A 24,070-nucleotide genomic window follows, 5' to 3' on the forward strand; every position below is an offset into this window, starting at 1 on the left:
AATACATACGTTTGAACGTATCCTTATGATTTGGTCAAGATTCCCTGATCTACGGATTTCTGAATAAGCTGCTGCGCATACTCCCACAATGTTTCGGAACCGTTCGCAATCTCACGGTTTCTGTTTAATACCTGATCACTTGTAATGTTATATTTCTGCCACGTATCTCCCTCATTCTGATGATTATGGATCAGAGGCTGCAACCGATCGAGAGATGAGGCAAATTGTGCTTCAGGCGTCTGCTTTGCTTCAAACTCTAACCATAAATAGAGTAGTTCTTCCGCCTGTTCCTTAGGCAATATACCAAACAGCCGATGAGCTGCTTTGAGTTCACGATCATATTTATCCGTGTGTCCCACCGTATCGTAAGCGAATGTATCTCCGGTATCAATCTCAACCAGATCATGAACGAGAAGCATCTTAATGACTTTGAGGATATCCACATCCTTGTTGGCATGACTCTGCAAAACCAAGGCCATCATCGCCAGATGCCAGGAATGCTCCGCATCATTTTCAAGTCTCTCACCATGCATAATTCTCGTCTTTCGTTCAATCGTTTTGAGTTTATCAATCTCAATGAGAAATTGAATCTGATCCTGTAATGATTCGCTCACAGCACATCCTCCTTCATTTTTCCGATTCACAATCTATATAGAGAGGTCATACCAGTAGACTTTATAGTTAAAATTCAGTGACATGCCCACACCCTGCGCCAGACGAATTGAGCCCGCATTATCCGGTGAACAATCCCAATACGGATGTATACCTACACGACCGCATTCTTCTACAAAAGCTTTTGCCACCATCGCACCATAATTTCTTCTTCTGTATACTTCAACCGTTTCAATGTCCACCGCATGTGTCTGATCAGCAATAAATGCCGAAAGGCAAACACTCGCGATATCATCGTTATGCACCGCAATATAGCCAAAGCCATGTTGTAAAAAATCATCTATTGTCGTCCAAAAGTGAGAGATTTTATCTTTCAGGAATGGAGAATTGTTATATCTTTTCTCTCCTAATAGTACTTCATCTATCCTGAGAATTCTGACTTCCTCGTCCTGTGAAGCATTTATGTCGAGAGGTACTTGTTGACTTTTCGGATCTGGATTCAATTTGAACACATGCTGATTATCACTGGAGATATCTCTTTTCCCAGAGATATGCTGAAGAACATCTTCCCAAGTTTCATCCACCACACCAATTTCCACAGCATGAATATGTAAGTTCAATAACTCAGGTTCAATACTTTCCCGCATGTACTCTTTCAATTCATTCAGAAAGGGTTCACTTCGAGAGTCTCCGATCAACTGAAAACCAGATTGTCCATGTATCCAAATTAGAGCTGCTGTGATATTCTCTGCATCATCTACATAGATCCGTCCCGGGTTCAAGCCAGACGCCACCGCCTTGACTTCAATATTCTGACACGAGTCCGTGAGATGTTTTACTTTGTGGAAATCATGTTTATTAATCTCGGTAATCATAGGTTCATTCCTCCCGAATTCAAGACAAAGCCCTAAAACGTGTTTAACCTCTATTAAATCTTATATTCATAGATTCTCGTCTCTTCATCATCAAGCAGATATCCTTTACCGATATAGGCCCAGTGATTTTTTTCATAATAATCAGTCAGATCAGTACACAATATCAAAAATTTGCAAAAAGTTAATCTCCCTTCAATTGGATCTGATTCAACATATATTCCGCATACTCCCGAAGTAAGGCTTCACTCAAATTCACATTCTCCAAATCACCATTGTACTTTGCAAGACATTGTGAGATGACTTCCTTGTATTTAGTGGGAAGGTTTGTAAGTGCCCATGCTCCTGCTTCCCGCTTGGAACGAATGACTGAATCTTTCACATACAAAAGAACCCGAGACAGACTCAATACATAGTAGACTGGGTTGGCCACAATGTCTTCTATAGCTGAACTCGCGTCCGATGTGATTGAGGCAATCATATGTTCACGATTTTCCGGTTGGAACAGATTCTTAATGGGTTTGCCATCCAGCACAATACCTCGCTCGTAGATAACCGCCATATGTGCTACCAGATCCGGATCTTCATATCCACCACATAGATATTGCTCATCCGTTCGATATTTCTCCCGGTGATATGCAGAGTAATGAAATTCGAAAGGAGTAGGGTATGCCATGGCAACAATCGTAGATTCCAGTACAATACTGAGTTCAAAGCCTTTCGTAATGTGCATCTCATCTTCAATATGCATTAGCTTTTTTGCAATCCTTCGGTAGGTATCGGCAGATCGCTTTTCCCGGCTAACGACCAATATATCAATATCACTCTGATTCGGATGAAAGCATCCCATGGCCATAGAACCGTGTAAATAGATTCCCACCAAGGCATCCGTTAATTCTTCTTTCAAGACACGAGTAACGCTATCCAAAACAGTCTTTTCATTCAACAAGAGCAACTCCTTCATGTATATGATCAGATGTCCAATTCAACGTTCAGTTCACGCACAAAAACAGCTGTCCCCTTCATTCTGACATCCATATCCTCACCATCCCGAATCACACTCACTTGAACCTTTCCATCTCTTCCAATCTCATGCCCTTGCTCTACCACAAACTGTACCTCATCAATCTCCGGTTTCACATAGGTTAAATAATAAGCACCCATCACCCCGGAGGCTGTGCCAGTCACTGGATCTTCCGTCGTACCTGAGTAAGGTGAAGAGAAATGTCTGGCATGCATCATCGCATCGGAATCATGAGTTTCGAAACAAAAAGGATGTAGGGAAGCTTTGGGATTCTCAATTAAAATTCCGGGGAACAGGGAAGAATCCGGTTTCATTTTCATAAAGGAGTTCAGTTCACGAATCGGGATTAATAACGTCCAGGCTCCTGTACTTCCATAAACGATTGGCGTAGAAAGGTCAACCTCATCTAGAGTTAGATTGATGGCGCTTACCAGCTTCTCGATATCCCCCTGGAACGGTATAAACTGCGGCTGATCCTGTTTCATTTCCATGTAAATGGTGTCGGTATTGCACTCAAATCGTATGGGTAATGTACCTACATTGGTTTCAATCGTGATTAACTCTTTGTCACTCAACATCCCACGCGTCTTCAAACCATACAGTGATGCCATTGTGGCATGACCACACAGATTAATCTCATGGCCCGGTGTAAAATAACGTAATCGGACATCAGCTACTTCAGAGTTCAACACAAATACCGTCTCATTAAAACCAACTTGATAAGCGATCTGCTGCATCTCCGTCTCACTGAAATGATCAGCATCAAAAACCACTCCTGCCGGGTTACCTTGACCGGGAACGGTAGAGAAAGCATCATAATGATAGACCGTAACATCACTCATGACCAGACCCACCCTCTCTGTAACTTAAGAGACGCACATGTCCATATAACTCTACGCTTTCACCATCCATTACAAGCCCGCCACCATCTTGGCACACATAAACCGCAGTACGGTTAACGCGTGTATACTCTCTTAATGAATTCAGAGTGTCTTCCGAACCGTCCCAATGCGGTGCAAATTCTAAATCAACGAGTCCCAGTGCTTGCATATCTTTGAGATCTACATTGTTTTCATCAGCATCTTCCCCATACCCGGCTATCTCTATCGTAGGTGTAGTCAGAATACTGCCTGCACTGACCCCAATAAGAATGCCGCCACTCTTCACATAGGAATGCAACAAACCAAGCACATTTCTCTTCTGTAATAAACTTAGAAAATAAAACGTATTCCCTCCGGATAGATGAATCCCATCACATTCGAAAATAGAGCCAAATGTGCTCTCCTCATACTCCAGATCAAGATCGTAATATTGAATGTTATCGATTCCTATTTGATTATAGTAACGTCTAGTGTGTTCAAAATACTTCCGCTCCGGGTCGGAGCACGAAGGGATATATCCGATGGAAGGCTGTTCACTGTTGAATAAGCTTCGTATTCTCTGATCCAATTTATGGTTAGATTTGAATATCAAATCACTTAGCAGAACCAACGTAGTCATCTGACTTCCTCCCGTACCTATTAGACTGGGATAAACTCTCGATCCAAAATCGAGAAAAAATACTGGTCTGTCCACTGATTGTTCCACCATAGTTCTTCCTGGAAAACGGCCTCCCGTGTCATGCCCACATGCTGCATCAGTGCGGCTGAGCGAACGTTTTGTGAATTGCACATGCCGACGACCTTATGAGCTTGTAACTCTTGAAATGCAAATTGTAGCAAAAGTCGGGTAGCTTCACTCCCGTATCCTCTACTTGAACATTCCGAAAGTACTGCGAATCCAAGTTCCCAGCTTTTGCGGTAATCCACATAACTCCACATTTGAACGATACCGATGGGTGTGTCCTCCGGATCATTCAAGCGACGTATAACGAAATCATAGGCATACGGTTTCTCATCTTTGACAGCAAAATGGTTGCGATATTTCTCACGGACCTTTTCCTCATCCGTTTCAACAGTTTCCTCAAAGCTCCATATGTTTGTGTCACATTCAAGTTGACATATGAAGTCGAGGTCCTGCTCTGTGACTGTTGTTATTTTTACCTTCTCTCCCACGAATTCCATGTGGATTCATCTCCTTTGGATTAAGATCATTGTTCCCATAGACTACTGCATCTGCCCATTAATATATCTTCTGTGACTTGCAGATGCTTCCTGAACCCACAAATCCAACTCCACTCTACTAACAAAAAAATTATCCTGAATCTTAATGAACGGAAACATTCTCCCATCAAAGAAACCTGACACCGTAAAACTCCCTTGTTCAGCCTTAATAATACTCATCACCTGTTCTTCAGTCATACTCAGATACTCCGCAGTTTCTTGAATCGTCATTAATGCTCTATCAATAGGTACTTTTTGCTCTGCTGCCTGAGTCAGTTCACTATTTCTCTCCTGAGTCGTTAGCAATATACAGCCAATAATAAACGAGATACCTAAAATGACACTGGCTATAAGTATAGAGAACGGGATAGATTTCATTGCTTAGGAATCTCCCATTCTGTATTAAGCAATCCTCTACCAATATTCCATTTGGCGAGCAATGCTCTCTGTTTATTTTCCAGATCAAGGTATGGTGCTGCAACACAGGATAGCGTGTCGAACATATGGATAAAATGAGGCCCTTCCTTGAAACGTCGAAGCCCACCATATTCTTCATCATCTGCTGCCCATACAATCTTCTTAATCCCCGACATTAATATGGTGCACGAACACATGGGACAAGGCTCACAGGTAGTATAAAGCGTCAAGTCTTTCTTCTTCGAGAATTTCTTCTTCTCTACATCCAGCAAATGTTTTCCTGCCCGACGAATAGCATCCACCTCTGCATGTGCGGTGGGGTCGCAATCCGAGAAGACTCGGTTTCTGCCTTTACTCACGACATTCCCATCCACATCCACAATTATCGCACCAATCGGATACGTTCCTTCAGTAAGTGATTGTTCTGCTTCTTCCAGAGCCAAAGTTAAATATTCATAATCCGATAACTTCATTGAAAGTCCCCCTTAGTACAGTTATGGACCACTTACAAAACAGACGCCTTGTGTAATGTGTAGTAGTAGAGATTGACGGGATCTCCTTTAAACGTTAAAAGTTCTTGATCTTGTACTGCCCTGCTTCACCAAGAAAATCACTTTTGGTTAACCCTTTTTCTCCAAGTAACATCCTGTAGTTCGATATCGTACCATCATGTGAAATGATAAACGTATTCCCGCTCTGTTGCCTGCACCACTCAAGAAGCTGTTCAGCTAATATCTTGAATCGACGTGAATCCATCTGATTAATACGTTCTTTCCAACAATCCAACCCCAGCTCAACCAATCTTATGTCAGCATAATGATGGCTGAGCTCTTCCTTGGAATAGATCTGATCGCAGACGAAAGGAACAAACTCAGGATTTTGAGGAAACATTCTTGGGCCAACCAGTGGGCTGAAGAACACAAGATTTTTGTTAGGGATTAGGAGTTGTGCTGTTTCAATAGTACGTTTCGTTGGACTAATCAAAATGACGTCTTCAGGCGCAAAAACCACTTGTTTACGCAACGCTATGACCTGACTTTTTCCAAATTCAGTGAGGCCAGGATGCAGACAATTTAATTGGTTTGGGTAATTCATCAAGTGTTCGCCATGACCATGACGAATAAATGTAATATCCATAAGCCCTGTATTCCTCTATTTCTGAATGAAGTGTCTGATGCCTTTTGCATCAAGGAGATTAGTCAGTTCCTTTTTCAAAAACACAGGATAAACTTCCATCCGCTCCAGTTCGTCCAAGGAAAACCTTTGGAAGATTAACTTACCGTTATCTTCTAAACCTTTGAATTCAACTTTGCTATATAGCTTATGGGCTTCCGGCAATGTGATGAGATAATAAAAGCCAACTTCATGATACTTCAGGCCATCATATTCAAAGAAATCTTCACTAACATATGCGAGCCTTTGCGCTTCTACATGAACACCCAGTTCCTCCATCATCTCTCGCACAATAGCCGCTTCTGTTGTCTCGTTTAATTTCACCCGACCTCCGGGCAGATTCCAGAAATCGTCCTGTTCAGTCGTATGCAAAAGAACTCTTCCCGCATCCATCACAATACCTGCCACACGGAAGTTGAATTTGTTGTTATTTTGTTCATACGATATATTATTGTTATCTGCAGTGGTCATCTCGCTGACCATCCGTCCATGAATCCCATGATGAATGATGGAATGATTAGTATAAGCATTAAAACCAAACTGGCCATGCCCCATCTCACCAATGGTTTACGTTTCGTTTTTGTACCAAATACCAACAATATAGCCGTTACAACTATTAATACTACTTCAAAAAAAGCCATGAAAATAAACCTCCGTTATGTATTATGATTAGCAGTTTTCATATGTGCTCTAACCTGTTCCGCAAACTGAACTTCTTCCGTCTCCGTTTCAAAAGATCGTTTCGGAATCACATGGGCACTTGCCTTATTAATGAAAATAAAGAAATAGTGTTTTGTCTCACTGAAGCTCTCCAAACCTTTCCATTGTGTTGCACCTGAAGTCATATCATTGCTCCAGCGAATCTCCTGCTCTGAGATTTCTAGCTGATGATCACCCAGTATCCCTTTGCTCTCACGTGCTAATTTCTTAATTTTCCTTCTGGTTCGTATGTAGGTCATTACATTTGCAAATGTACTGCAGAGCAGCGCAGCAATAATGGCTTGTACCCATGAAAAATCTAATTGTCTAAATATGATGGCAATGGCCACAGGCAGCACACATACAGCGATCAGCATCCCCTTCCCATACAGTTTAAACATCGCAAATTTGTTCATTTCCCAATAATCTTCTTCTGTCAGATGAATATGCATCATGTTTTCTTTTTTCCTCCACTCGTTATAATCTACCAAGCTGCTTCCAAAAATGACGCTATCAAATTATTCTGCTATCCATCTTCGACTTCATTTACAAGATCAAATAACGTTTTGTTCACCTGCTCTCGATGTTCATAACTTCGTAAGGTTACTCCAGAATTTTTTCCAGTTTGCGTTTACAAACCTCCAGGTCATAATCCGAATTATCCAGCCATACCTTATCCATTTGAAGTAACCCATAGATTTCGGACTCCAGCTTCTTTCTTTCCTGCAAAACCCTTACCGTACCTTTAACACCCTGATAACCTTGTGCCTGCCCCAAACCCTGGTTCGTATAATAATTAATGAATCCTTCTGACCATTCTTTTGGTCTTTCACTAACCGCCTTATCAAAGGTATAGAGTATATCTTTCTGGTCGATATAGATGAGAAGCGGATTCAGAGCATGGATGTTACGCCCCAGTTCCAATACATACTGCACGTTCTGCTCTTTGGATTGATTGCATTTTACGAGACCCATGGTTAGTGGATTCTGGATAAAACAACACTCAAATATCGTGATGCAGTCATCATTCGTACTTAACACGTTTTGGGTGAAATCTTGCCACTTCCCGGTGATCAGCTTAACATTTTGCTCAAAAGGAATTTCGTAAATATCTCGTCTGAAAATATCCTGTACAATGTGATCGGGAAGCTCTATTCCCCATTGCTCTTTCATCTTACGGTATGGAATCAGGAAACCATCGCCATGGGCAGTCGCGTAGCTTTCCAAAATCTCTCTGTATTCTTCATGTTTTTTCAATAAAGCCTCGAAGTCTCCAGCATCATAGTAAGCAACACCTTCGTAATCAGCAGGGTGATCAAGGTTCCCTTCTTGAAATAGTTGCACCTCCTTGCCTTGCCCCTTTAAAATTTCGGATACCATTTGGGCAACCGTTGACTTGCCTGAACCCGGTAATCCTTCAATCAGTATTAATCGCCTGGTCATCATTACATCACCCTTTATGTTGTGTGAAGATATGGATCTTCCATGTGTCAGACACTATGTTATTAATCAATATCTGCAATAACCCATTGCGCAGAATCGCCATCTTCTTTATTTTTCCAAAACACCATCGTATTGTTATACTCTTCGTTATTCTCTTTTAACTCGTTAACTATCACCACTGCCTGAAAGAGCTTCCTTTGCTCCTGTATAGTTATATCGCTCATGGAAGTAACCTTGAGAACTTTGTATCTTCCCAAGCCCGATATAGGAGATTTCGGATCAAAAAGATTCATATACCGCTTTTCATCCTCTTCGTATAAATAACGCATACGGGCGTTCATAAGTTTGACGATTTCCAATTTGTCCCCTGTATAGTTTGTTTCATCGAGATACTCTGGTGGGATGTCTTCCTTCTCTTGGGATGTCGATGATTGTTGTGCATCTTCAGTGTTTTCCTGGTTCTGACAGGCCACTAGAAGTAGAAATAATAATGAAACTACGGTTAACTTTTTCATAGTCAGCCCTTCATTCAATCATGGATAATACTCCCCTGGTAAAGACCTTAAATGCCTTTTATTTAAAATAGAGACTTCCTATGTATGTAAAATTTTCTCTCAAGGTACATCATAACCCATAATGTGGAATTTGCGAATAAACGAAGTAAACCATCTCTGTTTCTATCGCATTTCTCGCCAAAAACACGCTGCTCTGCACGAGTTACATCATGCAAAGCGCGTGGATATCAGCAGATCTTTCATCGAACTTTTGTAACCGTCCACAATCAATCTAACTATCTATCAAATAACATATTCATTATGCCGACCGCTTCAATCTGAATCCCTTTTTCTTCATTATCCGAGAAAAGGTAACTATATGTTGAAAAGATCCCCATATGCCGTATATGTCCACCTTTAACATGAAGATTCCTTCCCTCACCATCGATTTTCTGCACAAACGTCCTGCCTTCAATCACATTATACGAAGAATAGATGTTATGTTCACTTGCGAGCCATGCGACAAAATCTTCTTCGTTTGGATTGGTCATTACTAGAATAACGAGCAGAACAACAAGAACAACAATGCCCGTTCTTAGTCCTGCGCCCTTCTTCCACCATGCTGTGTGTTTTCACCCTTCATCCCGTTCACCCGTTTCTTGAACAGTAATCCCTACGTTCTTCGCCAAAACCCAACCACTCAATCCATACGAGGATGAGATCACCATGTACTTGTATTTCTCCTCGATCAGGTGGATTTGAAATTCATCATAGGAATTGTAACTGACAGGCCAACTGTAGCCCTTTCCCGACTCTAACAAGTCTCGATTATGAGGGATAAAATGCTCTATATCCCACTCATCCAGATCCAAAATAATGCTGCCATGCAGCGGTGTATCAAACGCATGGGCCATTACACCAGAGAATATAACATCCATATTTTTCGGTACATCATGATTCGAACGAGTGCGCATCCTGATTCTTTTGTTCTCTAAATCAACTTCGTAACTTAAGATGATGTTGTCATGCAAACTTGGCATAGTCCCCCTCCTTCCAGTATGTCTGTTAGCTCGTTTATTCCCTGCCTATGAATCATCTCATCCCATATAATAGTCGGGTTCCAATCCGTACAGCTCCAACAGCTCTCCCTTGTTCATACGTGTACTCCTTGCCTACTTGAGAATGTTGTTTAACTCTTCCGCTTTTTTCCTGCTATCCATTCTAGCATAAAAATAAAAAGCGATAATGTGTAACACAATGGATAGCAGCCACATTCCGGGGAACCAGGGAGCGATGAACTGGAACATGTCTACCGAGAACAACCATACCATCGCCATACCTCCTACAATATTGAATGTGGAAGAAATAACGATATTCCATACCGGTTTTAACGTAAAGTAGTTCCACAGCATGTTATACATCATTCCAAACAACACAGCTGCAATGAAAGCAATACCCGCTATGTTCCATAAATAGGACATCTGAATGGGCAGATCACCAAAGAATATTGTAGCCAAGAGTGTGATCCATAGCGTCATTATAGTGAATACTTGAAAAAAAGAATTTCTAAGTTGAGTAATCATGATAATTTCCCCCTAAAGTTTCTAATATAAAATCGACTGACAAAGTAACTGGAGCTATCACTCAGATCTACCTTAATCCGAGCATGGTCTGTTGCAGAGAATGCGGTGATGTACCGCGTATTGATGATCGTTTGATTATTGATTTTTACAAAATAAAGGTCATCCAGATCCTCTTCTACAAATTTCAGACGTTTATGAAGCAAGTACCTCTCACCTGAGATCACCCGGACACAGCACATCCGATCCTCTGATTCAAAGGCAACCACCGAGCTTAATTGGATCTGTACATTGCGATTGTTCTTGGCGTGGATGACCGTTAGTTGGGTTTCCGACTGGCCAATCGCTTTTTCAATACGATCCCACTTCGACTTCTCCGCAGGATGAGTTATGACCTTGGCTACCCTTTTATCAATTGCTGTGTCCTCTTCAAAAATGACTTTCATGTGTTGCCCCTCCTCTCACAACTCATATTACAAGCATAGTTACGGCAATCCCACTGTATTGCGTTTTGTTGCATGATTTTGCAAGTTTGTTGCATCGGTACTGCATAGATACTAAAAAGAACCACTCCATGGGAGCAGTTCTTTTATTAGAAGGAGGTGCTACGTTAACCTTACTCGAACTCCAGATACATATCCCGATTTTGCAGGATCATCTCATTCATATGTGTAATAGCTGCTTGCGCCACGGTCTGATAGGTGTCATATAACACCTCTGTTCTCTGAAGCAAGATTGGGTCCTTATCCAGATCTGTTGCCAGCACCTCAAGCCACTCTTCACCCACTTTATTTTTGTCCGTAATGAGACTTTCAATCTGTTCAAGTACATTAACCATCTCATCTAAATGAAAAAAGTGCATCCCATTTTTTATTCCATTCCAGCTTTTGATCTCAATGATGTTATATGCCGAAAACCAATAAAATTCTGCCAGACTTTTCGTGTGATTGTGATAGGAATAGAACAGAAATAAGGCTTGTTGCCCTTCGTGTAACTTTCGGTATATCTCTGATTTGGCTACCATATCTCTGCCCCGTACTGATACAAGCATTGGTTCAATACACAGCCAGCTCAGTTGCTTTGAATATATATCTTCTGGTCGAAGTTTAGCCTTCATAACATGCTCCTCTCTATTCACCACTCTAAGGATTCTCTGGTACTTCCACGGCCGGGTCATTCTCTCCGCCCATTCTGCGTCTGGATGTCTCCATTTTCCCTGTCGAAGGCACATGGTCAGAAGCTTTAGCTAATCCGAATTTGGGCATGTTAGCGTATATGGTCTCGAAGGAACCTGACTGAGCTTTGTATGTCTCATGATAGATCCCCACAGTTCCGTCAGTACCAATGGATCGGTTGAATTTTTTCCAAGCTTCCAAGTGTAGTCCACCTCGTGCGTATTTCTCCAATTCATCGTAAGAGCGCCAGTATTGTAGTAGCGTCACCCCACGCCAACTTATAAAATACTCTGTACTCAGAAATCCAGTCTCCGGATTCATATACAGTTCTTTAATCATCGGGCCCATGGACTTAAAGACAGGCAGCCATTTGTGTATAGCCCACAGACGATTGATCCTCATTCCGATGATAAAAACAACAAATTCTCCCTCAATCTGAGCGGAGTATCTTCCCTTATGTATGTTCACCATGTCACCCCTCCTTCTCGTCAAACACACTCGATTTCATCGGATCTGGACGACCCTGCCTATCCGCTCATAGGCATTCAGGGGAAACTCAAAACTCCACCGTTTGTGATATTCCTCCGGTCCCATTTCCTTCAATTTGCTTAATTCTCTGTAAAATAGCTTAGTCAACTTGACCAAGGATAACTCCTCAGACATAAGCAATCGCCCCTCTGTAACAGCTTCCGTACTAAAGTTATCACTCATCTCATACACCATGAATTGAATCATGGTCTTGGAACATTTTTTGATCCGGAATCGATACTCTCCAGGTTCGGTCTGCATAGTTATGGTTACCTCAGCGGCTCCTTTGTGCAATGCAACGAATTGACGTGTTATCTCATCCACCGCATCCGACAAAAAAGAAACCGGAATCTCAATCTGTTCTCCCTGATCAGGTTGAACTAGGATATCCAGCCATCCGTGCGGTTCAAGCGTCATAACGATGTCCATGTCCTTCCTCCTTTAATGCGATTCTATGATGCAAGATTAACTGGAAACCCACTTTCAGATATAACCGCTGTGCCGCAATATTTCCTTCATTTACAGCTAAAATAATCTCATTAATCTCCGAATGCAGCTTGCGAACGAATTTGTGCAGTGCCTTCATTGCTGCGTAAATCTTCATACACATTCCATTTTGTATACAATTCTTTTAGCGCTAACGCCGTTTTATGTATGAACATGTCCATAGCTTCCATAGTTAAAATATTTAAGTCGCCCAAGGGTTGGTTGTCAGGATTAGCTAAAAACTCAAGTTTCTCTCCCTTATACTGATACACCTCAGATTCCTTTAATCCGCCTAGATCAAATGCTCTCCCCACATTCAGCTCATTTAACCATTCATTGGCCCCGTTCCAATTCCGTAAAATCATAAATTCCAGCTTCGTGACATCCTGTGTATACACGCTTCTTCCGTTCGGATGGACTTCATATGCAGGATAGATATCGAATGTCCACACACGGTCCGTATAGATATGGGCGATGTATCCGCACAGATATTGCAGGAATTTGGGATCACTATAGGCTAACTTCTTTTGGGTTTCAAAAAAGTCTTTAAGTTCTTCGTCTGTTGCAAATCTTCCTGCCTCTGGCATGAGGTGGGTTTTCGCCTTTTCTGTACGAAGATTGCTTCTTACATGGATGGAATCTGGAGCGAAGCTTCCCAATAACAATTCAGGGGATGGATCTGATATCACTTCCGATGCAATTGCAAAATGAACCATAGGCCAAGGCAATATAAAAACTCCCTTCTTTATTAAAAGGCTCCACTATGATGCTCTATGAACTACAAAGCTAAGTGCTCACTCTCTTGTACATGTATCAATTCAATATCCTCACAATAAAATCCTAATATTCCGTCCTCGTAGTCCTCAACGAAATATTTCATCGGATGATATCCGTGATCTTTTAAATCTTTAATATTAAACCCAATTATCTTAACTAAAACACCATCAGGATTATAATGAAAACTTTCAATATTGGTGAATCTAAAAAGTAATTCATATGTAACATTTGAGTATTTCATTAAAAATGTAATATCTGCTATCGAAATATTGTCATAATATTTGTCTTGTTTTATATACAGATTCAACCCAGCAACCCACTCCAAATTTTGAACAGAAAATGCTGGAATAAAAGGATGAATTATTGCCATGTTTTTCACCATAATCTAACCTCTATTCATTTTGGGCTATTATATTTACGCAATCACTGGCGTAGCAATTTAGACTCTCCTTGCTTCAAGTCTACAAATATAGGCTTCTGCACATTGTTAATTGTGGAAATATCAATCTCATCCAGACTTTTAAAAACAAGCTGTAATGACTCCTTCTGTTCATCTTCAAATAAAAGAGTTAATTGATCATCACAGAGTTTTCCTTCCAACTCCGCAATAACGTCAAATAAAAACATTACAAATACTACTTCATTTCCATCCGGATACGTATAGTGCATCCTCTCGCCCGTATAGATGGAGGCCAATTCATAAGAACTCACCTCAAGCCCTGTTTCCTCTTTCACTTCTCTAATCATGGTTTCTTCGATTCGTTCACCTGGTTCCATACCTCCACCGGGTAACCCCCAATCTCCATAATCCGATCTCTTTTGTAGCAGAACCCTCCCCATATGATCTCGAATAATAGCTCCACCCGTAACTACAATATGACTAGTCATTACTCTTGCTCCTCTCTGTTGGGTTGCTTCTCAACAGCTTACGATCTTAATCAGGAACCTTTTCTATTGATTTATATCCCAAAATGCACAATGCATTTCCCATTTACCTCAGCAAACTTTGCCATGTTCGCAAGCTTGTTTAATTCGTTGATTAATTCGACTTTGTTGTACACGAGTTTCTCGTAGTAGCCCTTCTGTTCGCCTCCAGCAATGCTGTAATTTCCTGTAAGAACGATCGGATCCTCCGCATGGCTGAATAGATCAATCCAAGCCCGAATCAGTTGATGAAATTTCAACAAAACATTCTGCTCTTCAATAACGGTTATTCCATAGTTATTCAGTCCACTACATCTCATACAGGTAGATGGATTCCATGTATCCAACCAGCAAAGGGAATCATAGATGTAAGCAATGAATTCGTCTTCCAAGGTCGCATGATTCTCTGTGGTTAATCCACTTCCATGTATTCTCCCTTTTGAATCCCATGAGTAGGAAGTATGAATATTCCCGTTTACTCGCTCTTTGTTTTCGATAACAAAATGATGCTTTGGCATTCCTGTGTACTTCCCCCTTACACGTCACTCCCATAGACCCTCTTAATTCATCATAACCCATGTATTGGTAAATGGAAATTGGAAAAGATCCTATCTACCTCCCAAATCAGGAGAAGTAAAATAGGACCGTGATAAAAACTTCCTTACAATCATAAAATCCTTCGTCTACTCAGAAACGCTGTTCCTTCTTCTCGGTACATCTCTATAGATTCATTGGTCACATGATCATGCCTCAGTATTCCCATATAATCTGTTCCAGGATTCTTTGGTCTATAATCTGAATCCACCGTGTAGATATTGAAGTGCACCTCATCTTCGTCCTCTGATACATCCGTATGATCGAAAAGTGAAATCACTTCATCTTTACCGAGAAACCTAAATGGAGATTCCTGACGCTCACCTTCTAATTTAAATATTATTTCTCTCTTCCACGCACAAAAGTCTGGGACAAAATCCGGTGGCTGCCAGCGATGTTGTCAATCTCAATGTTATATTCAGACTCAGTATATTCAATCTGATGTTGCTCATAATATTTTTTCCAGAATGAAACTGCTGCTGCATTATTAGCAAGCTGTTCTACTTTGAATGTACCCTCAAATTGAGCAAAGACCAAGTCAACCGCTTGTGCTGCCAGCCCCTGTCCGCGATATTTTTTCACCAAGAACAGCTCTTGCACCGTATAATCCACACCTTCCGGCACATATGGAGGTGAGCACACCAGTACGAATCCAATAACCTTCCCTTCATACTGAATCAAAAACGGATGTAATTCATCGCGTTCCAGATATAGATAGGTGTTCGTTGGATCATATTTCCCCTCTTTAAGTAGATCCTCGCCAGAAAATTCAGACAGATCATATAAGTACAAGTTGAACAGGTTGAGAAACAATTCCTTTTGTTCTGCCAAAATACTCGTAATTTGTACATTCATCTTCATTCCACATCTCCCTTAGTTAATGAGTTGGTTAGTGATCCATACAGGACCTTACCAATGTCTATAGCGCACTTGCTGTACTCTGATCTCAATATATCGTTTCAACCCCAGCAGATATAGGCAAAGTTTGGTTTAAACCATGGAGTAACCTTAACTGTCGTAGTGGAAGTGTACATTTGTGCATAAAAATAGACCCTTTACAGGGTCCGGTCGGTGCTCTTGTCTTTATTTTTCACCAAATATCCACTGGCAAGCGCTGCGGGAGCGATAAAAGGTAAGAACGTCAACCAATCCATGAAAAGAAGTATAGGAACGAAAATAAATATTACACTGATATACATCATGACTGGAGATTTTTTCTTCAACCCCTGAAAACCGAAAACAACTCCTGCCAATGAGATCACAAGGACAAAAGCAATGTGAAACACGTTCATCATCATCACCTCCATTTTGGATATAACCGACACTTAATGGATTAGATAATTAACCACAGGATATGAGATCACATTGCGATCTCTATACGTTGAAATCACCGCTTCGGGATGTGTGCTAAGAATTCCGTTTTGCAACATCACCGGCCGGAAACCTCGCTCCATCGCACCGTTGTATGTAAATAGAACACATTCCTCTGCGGCAAACCCGGCAATAATCACTAATTCAATGCCGTGACTCTTCAACACCTGCTCCAGATTAGTCTGCCAGAAGGCATTGGAAGCTTCCTTGGTAACGGTGAGATCCTTCTCATTCACATCCACCTCGGGAATGATGCGATACTCATCTGACACTGCCTCCTCCATGCCCTCCACATCCTGCACGTGAACGACCGTATGATCATTCGAGCGCAGCACGTTAGCCACATGGTTAATGTACTCGCAGGCATGGTCTATCGAAGTCTTGTCCATCTTTTTACGCACAATACTCTCCTGCATATCAACAATCAGCAAAGCTACTTTCATCCAATCTCTCCTCATAAATAAATTTCAAGCCCATGGTTGAGTAATTTCCCTTGTCAAACTGAGAACTTAATCTTTAAATAATTCATTCAGCATCCGGTCGCGGTTCTCCAGAAAGCTGCGGGTAATCTGATAGTGATCTGTATCCTCATAGACTACCTCTTGAATATGGTTATCGTCAAAACTTAAAATCTCTGCCCCCGGATATCCCAGCAAAATGGGTGAGTGCGTCGCAATAATGAATTGTGAAGTGCCCGAAAGATCATGAAGGATACGCAATAAGGAGAGCTGCCTTGCGGGAGATAAAGCGGCTTCGGGCTCGTCGAGCAGATAGATGCCTTTGGAACTGAAGCGGTTGACGAACAGACTGAGAAAAGACTCCCCGTGTGATTGTTCATGTAATGAACGCCCGCCATAGTATTGAAGCGACGCCGGCATCTCATCGACATGTGATGCGAATTGATAGAACGATTCAGAGCGCATGAAGAAACCATTTGTTATTTTGGGCAACCAGGCCAGCCTGAGATAATTCCCGAGCGAGGATTCCGAAGCATGTGTCTCATAGGTATTATTTCTGCCGCCCCCTGCGGTATTGAATCCACATTGATGTGCGATGCCTTCCAGCAGCGTAGATTTCCCTGAACCATTTTCACCTACAAAAAAAGTAACGTTATTCGTGAGCTCCAACCGTTCCAAGGATCGGATCGCGGGGATGTCAAAAGGATATTGGTCCCGATTCTCGATCTTGGCCGACATGAGTTCCACACTTCGAAGATACATAGGCTTACTCCTATTCATATTAGATTTGGCTCCATCTACGGCAGGTACCTTTTCGTTTACACATTCCCTATATTAAACGACGAACAGTGGGATGACAAAATTATAGTTGACGGTGGCAGATCAGCTTATATATTATGTAGGAAGAACGTTCTGATAAAAACATAAAATGAATTGGCGTGTTACCACCCCAGAGGGCATGAGCCAAGAAGCGAACATGAGACTATACTCGCTTCTTGGCTCTTTTTGCGTTCCGGAGGCATGAAAGCGTTAACTTTAGAAACGAGGAGGCGGTGAACCGTGAGTAAAGGAATGATTCTGCAGGTGGAGCGGGTCGTCGGCAGCAATATTGTTCTGGCCCGGTCGCACCAGAATACCAAGGAGTACGTACTGATTGGCAAAGGGTTGGGATTTGCGTTCAAGGTGGAAAGCACCGTTCAGTCCGATGATCCGCGGATTGAGAAAAGGTTCCGGCTGGAAGACCGGGAGGAATGGGGGCAGGCTCAGGAGCTGATGAAAGACTTGGATCCCAATGTCATCGACATCTCTGACCAAATTATCCGTCTCATCGCTGATCAGTTTCCCGGCAAGCTGAATGACAAGATCTACCTTGCTCTTCCTAGTCATATTCAGTTCACCTTATATCGTATCCGCAACGGGATGGAGATTCTGAATCCTTTCCTTGCGGAGACAAAGCTCAGTTTTCCGAAAGAATTCGAAATCGCCTCGGAAGCGGCGGCCATGATCGGAGAGGCTTTTGGCGTAGAGATACCGGAGGATGAGGCGGGGTTCCTGACATACCATGTGTACTCCTCCGTAAATCACGTCCCAGTCGGACAGTTGGTTAAGGTATCCAATGTGATCAGCAAGCTTCAGTCGATTATTGAAGAGGAGGGTGGCATTCGCTTTGATCAGGGCAGCCTTAGCCAGGCAAGACTCATGATACACCTGCGCTTCTCCATGGAACGCCTGTATCAGCAGCCGATGACGGCCCCCACCTTCGCACAATATGTGAAAAATGAATATACGTCCGAATACCAGCTAGCCAGAAAACTGAGCGCTGTAATGGCCGAGGATTTGGGTACAGAAGTACCCGAGGAAGAAACGGCTTTTCTCGCGATGCATTTATACCGGCTTTTTCAAACCCATGCCAAAACCAACAACAGAAAGGACAACACACAATGATCTGGAAATGGAAAAACAACAAATCTGCCAAAACATCTGAAACAATATCCGTCACCTCCCCGTTCACCGGAACCTGCGTCAGTTTGGAAGAAGTGCCTGACGAAGCGTTCGCGCAAGGACTTATGGGACCGGGAGTTGCAATGATTCCCCAGGAGGGCAGGCTGGTCGCCCCTATCGACGGCACTGTGGTACACCTGATCAAATCGCACCATGCCGTAATGATTGAACATGCTTCCGGGCTGCAGCTGCTGCTGCATATCGGTATGAATACTGTCAGCCTGAAAGGACAGGGCTTCACACCCCAAGTGCAGACCGGGGATCAGGTCACTATCGGTCAGACCCTGATTGAATTTGACCTTAATGCGATCGCTTCGGCCGGTTATCCGGTCATCACCCCTGTCATCGTTGCAAATGCGGCAGAACAGCCGTGGGAGTCGCACCCGGAGTATGGCAGCGTAGAAGCAGGCAAGGGAACTATCATGAAAGTCAGCTTGTCCAAATAACCTAATTCAAAAAAAGAAAGGAAGAACAATATGCTGAAATCACTGCAAAAGCTGGGAAAATCCCTGATGCTTCCTGTAGCAACCCTGCCTGCGGCAGGTATTCTTCAAGGCCTCGGTCTTCTTAATTATGAAAAGGACATTCCGCTCGGTCCCGTGATCGGGGGATTCCTTAATCAGTATGTAGTTCCATTCCTGAATGAAGGAGCGGGGGCGATCTTCGGCAACCTTGCGCTCATCTTTGCCATTGGGGTAGCAATCGGACTGGCGGGGGATGCGGTCGCCGCGCTTTCCGCCCTGATCGCTTATATGGTGCTGACGCGGATTCTGGGAGCCGTTCCAGGTGTATTCGGTTACATTCCTGACGATGTCAAGCTGGATATGGGCGTATTGGGCGGGATATTTGCCGGACTGCTTGCAGCCTATATGTATAAAAAATACCATAATATCAAGCTTCCTGACTGGCTCGGCTTCTTCTCCGGCAAACGCTTTGTGCCGATGGTCACCGCCGGCTCCATGCTGGTGTTGGCCATCCTGTTCGGCATGGTCTGGAGCCCGATTCAGGATGCCATCGGCGCTTTTGGCGCCTGGATTGTAGGCTTTGGCGGCGTTGGCTCTATGGTGTTTATGATCGCCAACCGCCTGCTCATCCCGCTCGGTCTGCATCATGTCCTCAACTCCATCGCCTGGTTCCAGATCGGAGATTATACCAATGCAGCCGGGGAAGTCGTGCACGGCGACCTGACCCGCTTCTTCAACGGAGATCCTACAGCAGGCATGTTCATGTCTGGCTTCTTCCCGATTATGATGTTCGCTCTTCCGGCTGCGGCGCTAGCCTTGATTCATACAGCCCGGCCTGAAAAGCGCAAAATGGTCGCTTCGATCTTTATCGGCGCAGCAGTGGCTTCGTTCTTAACGGGTATTACCGAGCCGCTCGAATTCTCCTTCATGTTCGCGGCGCCTCTGCTGTATGTGGTGCACGCTATTCTTACCGGTGCGGCGGCCCTGATCATGTACCTGCTGAATGTTAAGCTGGGCTTCGCCTTCTCTGCAGGTCTGATCGATTACCTCGTGAACATGAAGCTGTCGACCAATCCGCTGCTCATGATTCCGGTCGGACTCGCATTTGCGGTCGTCTATTATTTCCTGTTCCGGTTCATGATTATCAAGTTCAACCTGAAAACGCCGGGGCGCGAGGATGACGCTTATGATGCCGATACCCCCACTAATACTTCAGCCGTGGCAGCGTCTGCCGACACCAAGGCTGGCAAAGTGCTCGCCGAGATCGGGGGAACAGATAATATCGAGAGCATTGACGCCTGCATCACTCGCCTCCGGCTAGTTGTCAGGGACGACAAAGCCGTCAACGATCGGGCGCTCAAACAGCTTGGCGCTTCCGGTGTCATGAGGCTCGGTGGTGGAGCTGTGCAGGTCATCTTCGGCACCCAGTCCGAAATCCTCAAGGATGAGATTAAGAAGCTGATGTAACGCTCGTCTCCTGTGAGTTTAGAAGGCCGAGAGCAAGGGTATGCTTACCCCTGTTCTCGACCTTTTTTGTTAACCAAGAAGCGCAGGATATTCTTTTGAAACGCTTTGGATTGAAAGTAAGAGAGCAAGCCATAGGCTTACTCTCTCTTCAGGGTTAATAGACAAATCTGCGCTGCGCCCAATAGCTGAACAGGAAGATGGATACCTCGGTCAACAGCTTGGCTGCGAGCAGCGGAATAATCAATTTTTCATTATAAAAATACAATAAACCATAGTTTAATAACAGCACCAGTAGGACAAGTGAAAAGTATTTGGGCAAAGACTGCCTAACCTTCGAGGTTCGTCCAGCGGAAAATACGTACTTCCGATTAATCGTATAGTTGAAGATGGAGCTGCACAGTCTCGCTGCAACAACCGACAGAAACAGATTATGCGTGAAATACTGGATCACGAACAGTAATCCAAAATCAATTAGTGCCGATAGCACCGAAGATGTGCTGAACATCAGGATTGGCATATAGATCCGGAATGAATCAACCAGCGGGCGGAAATGGGAGGACTCATTGTGATCCAGATACACCGTATCGATAAACTCCTCCGTAATCTCATACCCTTCCTTGTGTGCCGTTAACAGCATGTTCATCTCGTATTCAAACCGATCTCCCGGAATCTGGTTCAGCCAGTCCAGCATAGAGTATGGAAAACCGCGTAGACCCGTCTGTGTGTCATATACTTGGGTACCTGTTGTGAGGGAAAAGACAGCCCGTGTGATTGTATTGCCCAAACGGCTGCGTGCTGGGATTTTCCCGCTGAAGCGACGGCTGCCAAGTACAATTCCTGGTGTCGTTTGTGCGAGCAGCACTTCGAAGATACGCTTAATATCATGTGGCAGATGCTGCCCGTCACTATCTGCGCACACTACACCGCCCTGAGGTCCGTACTCCTTAATATATTGAAAACCCGTCTTCAACGCACTACCCTTACCCAGATTGACGGGATGTGTCAGGACCTTACAGCCATAGGCTTCTGCCGTTTCAAAAATCCCACGGTACCCTGGGCCACTGCCATCATCCACAATCACAATGGGTCCAAGTTTAAATGTTTGCAGTTGCAGAACGAGATTCAGTAAACGTACATCGGGTTCGTATGATGGAATTAATATCGTCATGATCCTTGTCCCTCCGTCAGATATAAAATGTCACTTACACCCCGTTCCTGGTTACGCCCCAGCGGGTTATTGACAACTCTGCCCATAAAATACATCGTGGATGAACCGCCTCCGTCCAAGTTGTAGGCTTCGGTTGCTCCAAGACCTTTCATGACATCGGCCAGTTCCGCCAAGGTCATGCCACGGCTGTCATCCTGCCGTCCGTCCACCACCACGAAGACGTAATGATTCGGAGCAATCATGCCGATCGCTGTTCTTGGATTTGCATCCTGAATGGAGCGATTACCGAAGTTGTTATCGATTTTCACACTGCTAAAATCACTTATAATCTCGCCATCCTGAATCAGAATGGGCCCAAAGGATAACGTATTGGTTGCACCTTCAGCCAGAAGTTCCGAGGAAGAAATCTCATTCTCGTTATATGTTTGCATCGTACCGTCGTTGAACAGGGCAAGCGCATCCCGCGTTGGGCTGTCCCGGTACAACGTTCCATTTCGGATAATGACACCATCATCACGGAATCCGTAGTAGTCACCATTAATGGCAAAGATCGCATTGTTGGCTGAGGCAATCTCTGACGTATTCTCGGTAATGTTCGTTCCAAAGCTGTTGTCCGCCAGCGCAGTTCGCAGGCTGCTTGCATCCGTCAGCTGAACATCGGCGACATAATACGTAATCTGATCCGAGCCAGAACCGGTCTGTACCTTTTCAATACTGACCTTCATATCATCACTCGAGTAATTCCAATCATCCGATGTTGCATTCACTTCCGTCGGGATCGTCGAAGTACTGCTGGAATCATTGGTGTTGTCCGTTGCTGCGGTTGCCGTGTTCTCATCCGCCACAACCACCTGCACATGCCGGATCAGGTAACGGTCAGCCAGGCTGTACAGGATTCCACCTACCGCAAGCACGATGACAAGTGTGATGATGAGCCATCTGCGCTTTCTTGGAGAGATCGGTCGTTTATGTGGTTCTTTCCGGGTTGGTTTCTCATAGATCTTCATCATGTAAAGCTCACCTCTTCATCTAAGTTCTTAAGGCCATATTAGGCTGAGTAGCTTAAATGAATCTGAAACCACATCAAAAAAGGTGATCCGTTTTCCCATTGAGGAAATCAGATCACCTTGATTTATAATCTATACAATCCTAAGGCCACTAATATCGTGTACATATCTCTTTCAACATTCATATCACATATCTTCATCAGGTCTTCCTGTTATGCGTCTGCAAAAAGAGCATCGTACGCGGGACAAGGCCGCTTTTCCAAAAATTCCGTTAACGCCAGCGGTTGCTGAGCATAGATATCTTTCAACGATGTTCCAGTATAGATGTTACCAATCACGACAGGGTGGCATAACTCACAGATGAGAATATCCCCGTTGCCGTGCAGGTGCAGCTGTTTCGTGCCATCCACACAATTCGAGAAATACACACCAGGTTGTTCGCGCAAATTCAACTGTTCAGCGAACCGATCCATACAGGTGAAATAGAGCGCTGTATCTGGCTTTTTATGTTCAATTAGCTCCGTTACAGATCGAATAAGGGACTCTCTGGAGACAACCTGACTCCAATCGGTATGTGGCATCTTAATGCTGTTCTGGATCTCATGAATGCGCACACCTAGGTCATACACCTTATCGCTAATGGCTTGCATGTTCGCTTGGTTACCTTCAAACAGTAACGTTTCCAGTACCGTCTCCAGACCGGCTTCCGTACACAAACGGATATTCTGCTCCAGTCTCTCATACATGCGAGGATGCACGCGGTAGTACGCAGCATACGACTCCGCATCCGTATAATTGAACGAGATATGAATGTTGGACAAGCCTGCATCACGCAACGTGATGATTCGTTCTTCAGTCAGCAGACTGGCATTACTGTTCAATTGTGTATCGATGCCATGTGCCGCACAGTACGTCACAATCTCCAGGCAATCCTGATATTTCAGAGTAACTTCTCCCCCTGACAATCGCACTCTCTTGAGGCGAGGAAGCTCACGAATAATACGGATGACTTCCTGACTATTGATGCACGCTCCATCATCCCGATTGTAGGCGCAACAATAGTCGCATTTATAATTGCAGTTCGATGTCACTCCCACCTCAAGCCCTTCCAGCTCATATACGCCGGGGGTTTCCAGTTCGAGTGATTTATATTTGTTTTTGGCTATCAATTCGTTGTACCTCCTGGTTCCTTCATTCAATCCACATTTGGATAACTTGAAGATTATAGCGGAAG

At 43.6% G+C, this 24,070-nt stretch carries 34 protein-coding genes; 3 read left to right on the forward strand and 31 right to left on the reverse strand.

Features of this window, described 5'->3' with window-relative positions; all coding sequences use genetic code 11:
• Window positions 1-23 precede the first annotated feature (23 nt).
• The 28 genes from AC6CIF_RS04355 to AC6CIF_RS04490 form a co-directional block, all read right to left on the reverse strand.
• Window positions 24-614 (reverse strand): HD domain-containing protein, encoded by a 591-nt coding sequence (locus tag AC6CIF_RS04355; protein WP_498198089.1) that lies wholly within the window; start codon window positions 612-614, stop codon window positions 24-26.
• 33 nt (window positions 615-647) lie between these two features.
• Complete coding sequence (locus AC6CIF_RS04360) at window positions 648-1,487, reverse strand: GNAT family N-acetyltransferase (RefSeq protein WP_498198090.1); 840 nt, start codon at window positions 1,485-1,487, stop codon at window positions 648-650.
• A 181-nt stretch (window positions 1,488-1,668) separates the two neighbouring features.
• A complete protein-coding gene (locus tag AC6CIF_RS04365) occupies window positions 1,669-2,430 on the reverse strand; it encodes an aminoglycoside adenylyltransferase domain-containing protein (protein WP_498198092.1) in 762 nt (253 codons plus the stop codon).
• 26 nt (window positions 2,431-2,456) lie between these two features.
• Entirely contained in the window at window positions 2,457-3,350 is an 894-nt protein-coding gene (locus tag AC6CIF_RS04370) for a PhzF family phenazine biosynthesis protein (protein WP_498198094.1), read from the reverse strand.
• A complete protein-coding gene (locus AC6CIF_RS04375) occupies window positions 3,343-4,008 on the reverse strand; it encodes a Type 1 glutamine amidotransferase-like domain-containing protein (protein ID WP_498198096.1) in 666 nt (221 codons plus the stop codon). The genes AC6CIF_RS04370 and AC6CIF_RS04375 overlap by 8 nt, the downstream gene beginning before the upstream one ends.
• Window positions 4,009-4,028: 20 nt before the next feature.
• On the reverse strand, window positions 4,029-4,571 hold the full coding sequence (locus tag AC6CIF_RS04380) for a GNAT family N-acetyltransferase (protein ID WP_498198097.1): 543 nt from the start codon (window positions 4,569-4,571) through the stop codon (window positions 4,029-4,031).
• Window positions 4,572-4,613: 42 nt separating this feature from the next.
• Window positions 4,614-4,988, reverse strand: coding sequence for a hypothetical protein (locus AC6CIF_RS04385; protein WP_498198099.1), 375 nt, complete (start codon window positions 4,986-4,988; stop codon window positions 4,614-4,616).
• Complete coding sequence (locus AC6CIF_RS04390; RefSeq protein WP_498198100.1) at window positions 4,985-5,500, reverse strand: nucleoside deaminase; 516 nt, start codon at window positions 5,498-5,500, stop codon at window positions 4,985-4,987. Before AC6CIF_RS04390 ends, AC6CIF_RS04385 begins: the two co-directional genes overlap by 4 nt.
• Window positions 5,501-5,594: 94 nt before the next feature.
• Window positions 5,595-6,164 carry a phosphoglycerate mutase family protein gene (locus tag AC6CIF_RS04395; RefSeq protein ID WP_498198102.1) on the reverse strand — a complete coding sequence of 190 codons (570 nt, stop codon included), beginning with the start codon at window positions 6,162-6,164 and terminating at the stop codon, window positions 5,595-5,597.
• A gap of 15 nt (window positions 6,165-6,179) precedes the next feature.
• Window positions 6,180-6,671, reverse strand: coding sequence for an NUDIX hydrolase (locus AC6CIF_RS04400; protein WP_498198103.1), 492 nt, complete (start codon window positions 6,669-6,671; stop codon window positions 6,180-6,182).
• Window positions 6,668-6,841: a hypothetical protein gene (locus AC6CIF_RS04405; protein WP_498198105.1), complete on the reverse strand. Its 174-nt coding sequence runs from the start codon at window positions 6,839-6,841 to the stop codon at window positions 6,668-6,670. The genes AC6CIF_RS04400 and AC6CIF_RS04405 overlap by 4 nt, the downstream gene beginning before the upstream one ends.
• Before the next feature lie 15 nt (window positions 6,842-6,856).
• Window positions 6,857-7,354 carry a YcxB family protein gene (locus tag AC6CIF_RS04410; protein WP_498198107.1) on the reverse strand — a complete coding sequence of 166 codons (498 nt, stop codon included), beginning with the start codon at window positions 7,352-7,354 and terminating at the stop codon, window positions 6,857-6,859.
• 148 nt (window positions 7,355-7,502) lie between these two features.
• Window positions 7,503-8,345 carry a P-loop NTPase family protein gene (locus AC6CIF_RS04415; RefSeq protein ID WP_498198109.1) on the reverse strand — a complete coding sequence of 281 codons (843 nt, stop codon included), beginning with the start codon at window positions 8,343-8,345 and terminating at the stop codon, window positions 7,503-7,505.
• Window positions 8,346-8,404: 59 nt separating this feature from the next.
• Window positions 8,405-8,875, reverse strand: a complete 471-nt coding sequence (locus AC6CIF_RS04420) for a hypothetical protein (RefSeq protein WP_498198111.1) — start codon at window positions 8,873-8,875, stop codon at window positions 8,405-8,407.
• 593 nt (window positions 8,876-9,468) lie between these two features.
• Window positions 9,469-9,876: a hypothetical protein gene (locus AC6CIF_RS04425; RefSeq protein WP_498198112.1), complete on the reverse strand. Its 408-nt coding sequence runs from the start codon at window positions 9,874-9,876 to the stop codon at window positions 9,469-9,471.
• A 132-nt stretch (window positions 9,877-10,008) separates the two neighbouring features.
• Entirely contained in the window at window positions 10,009-10,419 is a 411-nt protein-coding gene (locus AC6CIF_RS04430) for a hypothetical protein (RefSeq protein WP_498198114.1), read from the reverse strand.
• Window positions 10,416-10,862, reverse strand: a complete 447-nt coding sequence (locus tag AC6CIF_RS04435) for a LytTR family DNA-binding domain-containing protein (RefSeq protein WP_498198116.1) — start codon at window positions 10,860-10,862, stop codon at window positions 10,416-10,418. Before AC6CIF_RS04435 ends, AC6CIF_RS04430 begins: the two co-directional genes overlap by 4 nt.
• Window positions 10,863-11,032: 170 nt before the next feature.
• On the reverse strand, window positions 11,033-11,533 hold the full coding sequence (locus AC6CIF_RS04440; RefSeq protein WP_498198118.1) for a hypothetical protein: 501 nt from the start codon (window positions 11,531-11,533) through the stop codon (window positions 11,033-11,035).
• Window positions 11,534-11,558: 25 nt separating this feature from the next.
• A complete protein-coding gene (locus tag AC6CIF_RS04445) occupies window positions 11,559-12,062 on the reverse strand; it encodes a DUF4188 domain-containing protein (RefSeq protein ID WP_076252614.1) in 504 nt (167 codons plus the stop codon).
• Window positions 12,063-12,095: 33 nt separating this feature from the next.
• Window positions 12,096-12,548: a hypothetical protein gene (locus tag AC6CIF_RS04450; protein WP_498198120.1), complete on the reverse strand. Its 453-nt coding sequence runs from the start codon at window positions 12,546-12,548 to the stop codon at window positions 12,096-12,098.
• A 110-nt stretch (window positions 12,549-12,658) separates the two neighbouring features.
• A complete protein-coding gene (locus AC6CIF_RS04455) occupies window positions 12,659-13,333 on the reverse strand; it encodes a hypothetical protein (protein WP_498198122.1) in 675 nt (224 codons plus the stop codon).
• Between the two features lie 50 nt (window positions 13,334-13,383).
• Window positions 13,384-13,764: a hypothetical protein gene (locus tag AC6CIF_RS04460; protein WP_498198124.1), complete on the reverse strand. Its 381-nt coding sequence runs from the start codon at window positions 13,762-13,764 to the stop codon at window positions 13,384-13,386.
• A gap of 41 nt (window positions 13,765-13,805) precedes the next feature.
• Complete coding sequence (locus tag AC6CIF_RS04465; protein WP_498198126.1) at window positions 13,806-14,270, reverse strand: NUDIX domain-containing protein; 465 nt, start codon at window positions 14,268-14,270, stop codon at window positions 13,806-13,808.
• Window positions 14,271-14,341: 71 nt separating this feature from the next.
• Window positions 14,342-14,824 carry a hypothetical protein gene (locus tag AC6CIF_RS04470; RefSeq protein ID WP_498198128.1) on the reverse strand — a complete coding sequence of 161 codons (483 nt, stop codon included), beginning with the start codon at window positions 14,822-14,824 and terminating at the stop codon, window positions 14,342-14,344.
• Between the two features lie 415 nt (window positions 14,825-15,239).
• The gene (locus AC6CIF_RS04475; RefSeq protein ID WP_498198130.1) at window positions 15,240-15,761 is read right to left on the reverse strand and encodes a GNAT family N-acetyltransferase; all 522 of its coding nucleotides are present in this window, start codon (window positions 15,759-15,761) and stop codon (window positions 15,240-15,242) included.
• Window positions 15,762-15,955: 194 nt separating this feature from the next.
• Complete coding sequence (locus AC6CIF_RS04480; RefSeq protein ID WP_498198132.1) at window positions 15,956-16,207, reverse strand: hypothetical protein; 252 nt, start codon at window positions 16,205-16,207, stop codon at window positions 15,956-15,958.
• A gap of 18 nt (window positions 16,208-16,225) precedes the next feature.
• On the reverse strand, window positions 16,226-16,714 hold the full coding sequence (locus AC6CIF_RS04485; protein WP_498198134.1) for a cysteine hydrolase family protein: 489 nt from the start codon (window positions 16,712-16,714) through the stop codon (window positions 16,226-16,228).
• Between the two features lie 66 nt (window positions 16,715-16,780).
• Window positions 16,781-17,491: an AAA family ATPase gene (locus AC6CIF_RS04490; RefSeq protein ID WP_307414416.1), complete on the reverse strand. Its 711-nt coding sequence runs from the start codon at window positions 17,489-17,491 to the stop codon at window positions 16,781-16,783.
• Between the two features lie 297 nt (window positions 17,492-17,788).
• Here AC6CIF_RS04490 and AC6CIF_RS04495 point away from each other — a divergent pair, with 297 nt between their 5' ends.
• The 3 genes from AC6CIF_RS04495 to AC6CIF_RS04505 are packed head-to-tail and all read left to right on the forward strand — an operon-like array spanning window position 17,789 to window position 20,661.
• Window positions 17,789-18,673 (forward strand): PRD domain-containing protein, encoded by an 885-nt coding sequence (locus AC6CIF_RS04495; RefSeq protein ID WP_498198136.1) that lies wholly within the window; start codon window positions 17,789-17,791, stop codon window positions 18,671-18,673.
• Complete coding sequence (locus AC6CIF_RS04500) at window positions 18,670-19,176, forward strand: PTS sugar transporter subunit IIA (protein WP_498198138.1); 507 nt, start codon at window positions 18,670-18,672, stop codon at window positions 19,174-19,176. Before AC6CIF_RS04495 ends, AC6CIF_RS04500 begins: the two co-directional genes overlap by 4 nt.
• 30 nt (window positions 19,177-19,206) lie before the next feature.
• Complete coding sequence (locus AC6CIF_RS04505) at window positions 19,207-20,661, forward strand: PTS transporter subunit EIIC (protein WP_307414419.1); 1,455 nt, start codon at window positions 19,207-19,209, stop codon at window positions 20,659-20,661.
• A 154-nt stretch (window positions 20,662-20,815) separates the two neighbouring features.
• Here AC6CIF_RS04505 and AC6CIF_RS04510 read toward each other — a convergent pair whose 3' ends face one another.
• The 3 genes from AC6CIF_RS04510 to AC6CIF_RS04520 all read right to left on the reverse strand — a co-directional run bounded on the left by AC6CIF_RS04510 (window position 20,816) and on the right by AC6CIF_RS04520 (window position 24,005).
• Window positions 20,816-21,829: a GtrA family protein gene (locus AC6CIF_RS04510; protein WP_498198141.1), complete on the reverse strand. Its 1,014-nt coding sequence runs from the start codon at window positions 21,827-21,829 to the stop codon at window positions 20,816-20,818.
• Window positions 21,826-22,839 (reverse strand): phosphodiester glycosidase family protein, encoded by a 1,014-nt coding sequence (locus tag AC6CIF_RS04515; RefSeq protein ID WP_498198142.1) that lies wholly within the window; start codon window positions 22,837-22,839, stop codon window positions 21,826-21,828. Before AC6CIF_RS04515 ends, AC6CIF_RS04510 begins: the two co-directional genes overlap by 4 nt.
• Window positions 22,840-23,048: 209 nt before the next feature.
• Window positions 23,049-24,005 carry a radical SAM protein gene (locus AC6CIF_RS04520; protein ID WP_498198144.1) on the reverse strand — a complete coding sequence of 319 codons (957 nt, stop codon included), beginning with the start codon at window positions 24,003-24,005 and terminating at the stop codon, window positions 23,049-23,051.
• Window positions 24,006-24,070: the final 65 nt, after the last annotated feature.

This window comes from Paenibacillus sp. GQ49, assembly GCF_059759055.1.

Coding starts and splice junctions, on each gene's coding strand:
- AC6CIF_RS04505 (WP_307414419.1), top strand. CDS start 19,207: ATGCTGAAATCACTGCAAAAGCTGGGAAAATCCCTGATGCTTCCTGTA.
- AC6CIF_RS04490 (WP_307414416.1), bottom strand. CDS start 17,491: ATGTATCTTCGAAGTGTGGAACTCATGTCGGCCAAGATCGAGAATCGG.
- AC6CIF_RS04395 (WP_498198102.1), bottom strand. CDS start 6,164: ATGGATATTACATTTATTCGTCATGGTCATGGCGAACACTTGATGAAT.
- AC6CIF_RS04385 (WP_498198099.1), bottom strand. CDS start 4,988: ATGAAATCTATCCCGTTCTCTATACTTATAGCCAGTGTCATTTTAGGT.
- AC6CIF_RS04415 (WP_498198109.1), bottom strand. CDS start 8,345: ATGATGACCAGGCGATTAATACTGATTGAAGGATTACCGGGTTCAGGC.
- AC6CIF_RS04400 (WP_498198103.1), bottom strand. CDS start 6,671: ATGACCACTGCAGATAACAATAATATATCGTATGAACAAAATAACAAC.
- AC6CIF_RS04465 (WP_498198126.1), bottom strand. CDS start 14,270: ATGACTAGTCATATTGTAGTTACGGGTGGAGCTATTATTCGAGATCAT.
- AC6CIF_RS04445 (WP_076252614.1), bottom strand. CDS start 12,062: ATGGTGAACATACATAAGGGAAGATACTCCGCTCAGATTGAGGGAGAA.
- AC6CIF_RS04510 (WP_498198141.1), bottom strand. CDS start 21,829: ATGACGATATTAATTCCATCATACGAACCCGATGTACGTTTACTGAAT.
- AC6CIF_RS04470 (WP_498198128.1), bottom strand. CDS start 14,824: ATGCCAAAGCATCATTTTGTTATCGAAAACAAAGAGCGAGTAAACGGG.
- AC6CIF_RS04515 (WP_498198142.1), bottom strand. CDS start 22,839: ATGATGAAGATCTATGAGAAACCAACCCGGAAAGAACCACATAAACGA.
- AC6CIF_RS04380 (WP_498198097.1), bottom strand. CDS start 4,571: ATGGAATTCGTGGGAGAGAAGGTAAAAATAACAACAGTCACAGAGCAG.
- AC6CIF_RS04440 (WP_498198118.1), bottom strand. CDS start 11,533: ATGAAGGCTAAACTTCGACCAGAAGATATATATTCAAAGCAACTGAGC.
- AC6CIF_RS04450 (WP_498198120.1), bottom strand. CDS start 12,548: ATGGACATCGTTATGACGCTTGAACCGCACGGATGGCTGGATATCCTA.
- AC6CIF_RS04405 (WP_498198105.1), bottom strand. CDS start 6,841: ATGGCTTTTTTTGAAGTAGTATTAATAGTTGTAACGGCTATATTGTTG.
- AC6CIF_RS04475 (WP_498198130.1), bottom strand. CDS start 15,761: ATGAAGATGAATGTACAAATTACGAGTATTTTGGCAGAACAAAAGGAA.
- AC6CIF_RS04435 (WP_498198116.1), bottom strand. CDS start 10,862: ATGAAAGTCATTTTTGAAGAGGACACAGCAATTGATAAAAGGGTAGCC.
- AC6CIF_RS04485 (WP_498198134.1), bottom strand. CDS start 16,714: ATGAAAGTAGCTTTGCTGATTGTTGATATGCAGGAGAGTATTGTGCGT.
- AC6CIF_RS04500 (WP_498198138.1), top strand. CDS start 18,670: ATGATCTGGAAATGGAAAAACAACAAATCTGCCAAAACATCTGAAACA.
- AC6CIF_RS04410 (WP_498198107.1), bottom strand. CDS start 7,354: ATGATGCATATTCATCTGACAGAAGAAGATTATTGGGAAATGAACAAA.
- AC6CIF_RS04375 (WP_498198096.1), bottom strand. CDS start 4,008: ATGACTACGTTGGTTCTGCTAAGTGATTTGATATTCAAATCTAACCAT.
- AC6CIF_RS04430 (WP_498198114.1), bottom strand. CDS start 10,419: ATGATTACTCAACTTAGAAATTCTTTTTTTCAAGTATTCACTATAATG.
- AC6CIF_RS04480 (WP_498198132.1), bottom strand. CDS start 16,207: ATGGAGGTGATGATGATGAACGTGTTTCACATTGCTTTTGTCCTTGTG.
- AC6CIF_RS04370 (WP_498198094.1), bottom strand. CDS start 3,350: ATGAGTGATGTTACGGTCTATCATTATGATGCTTTCTCTACCGTTCCC.
- AC6CIF_RS04390 (WP_498198100.1), bottom strand. CDS start 5,500: ATGAAGTTATCGGATTATGAATATTTAACTTTGGCTCTGGAAGAAGCA.
- AC6CIF_RS04425 (WP_498198112.1), bottom strand. CDS start 9,876: ATGCCAAGTTTGCATGACAACATCATCTTAAGTTACGAAGTTGATTTA.
- AC6CIF_RS04360 (WP_498198090.1), bottom strand. CDS start 1,487: ATGATTACCGAGATTAATAAACATGATTTCCACAAAGTAAAACATCTC.
- AC6CIF_RS04460 (WP_498198124.1), bottom strand. CDS start 13,764: ATGGTGAAAAACATGGCAATAATTCATCCTTTTATTCCAGCATTTTCT.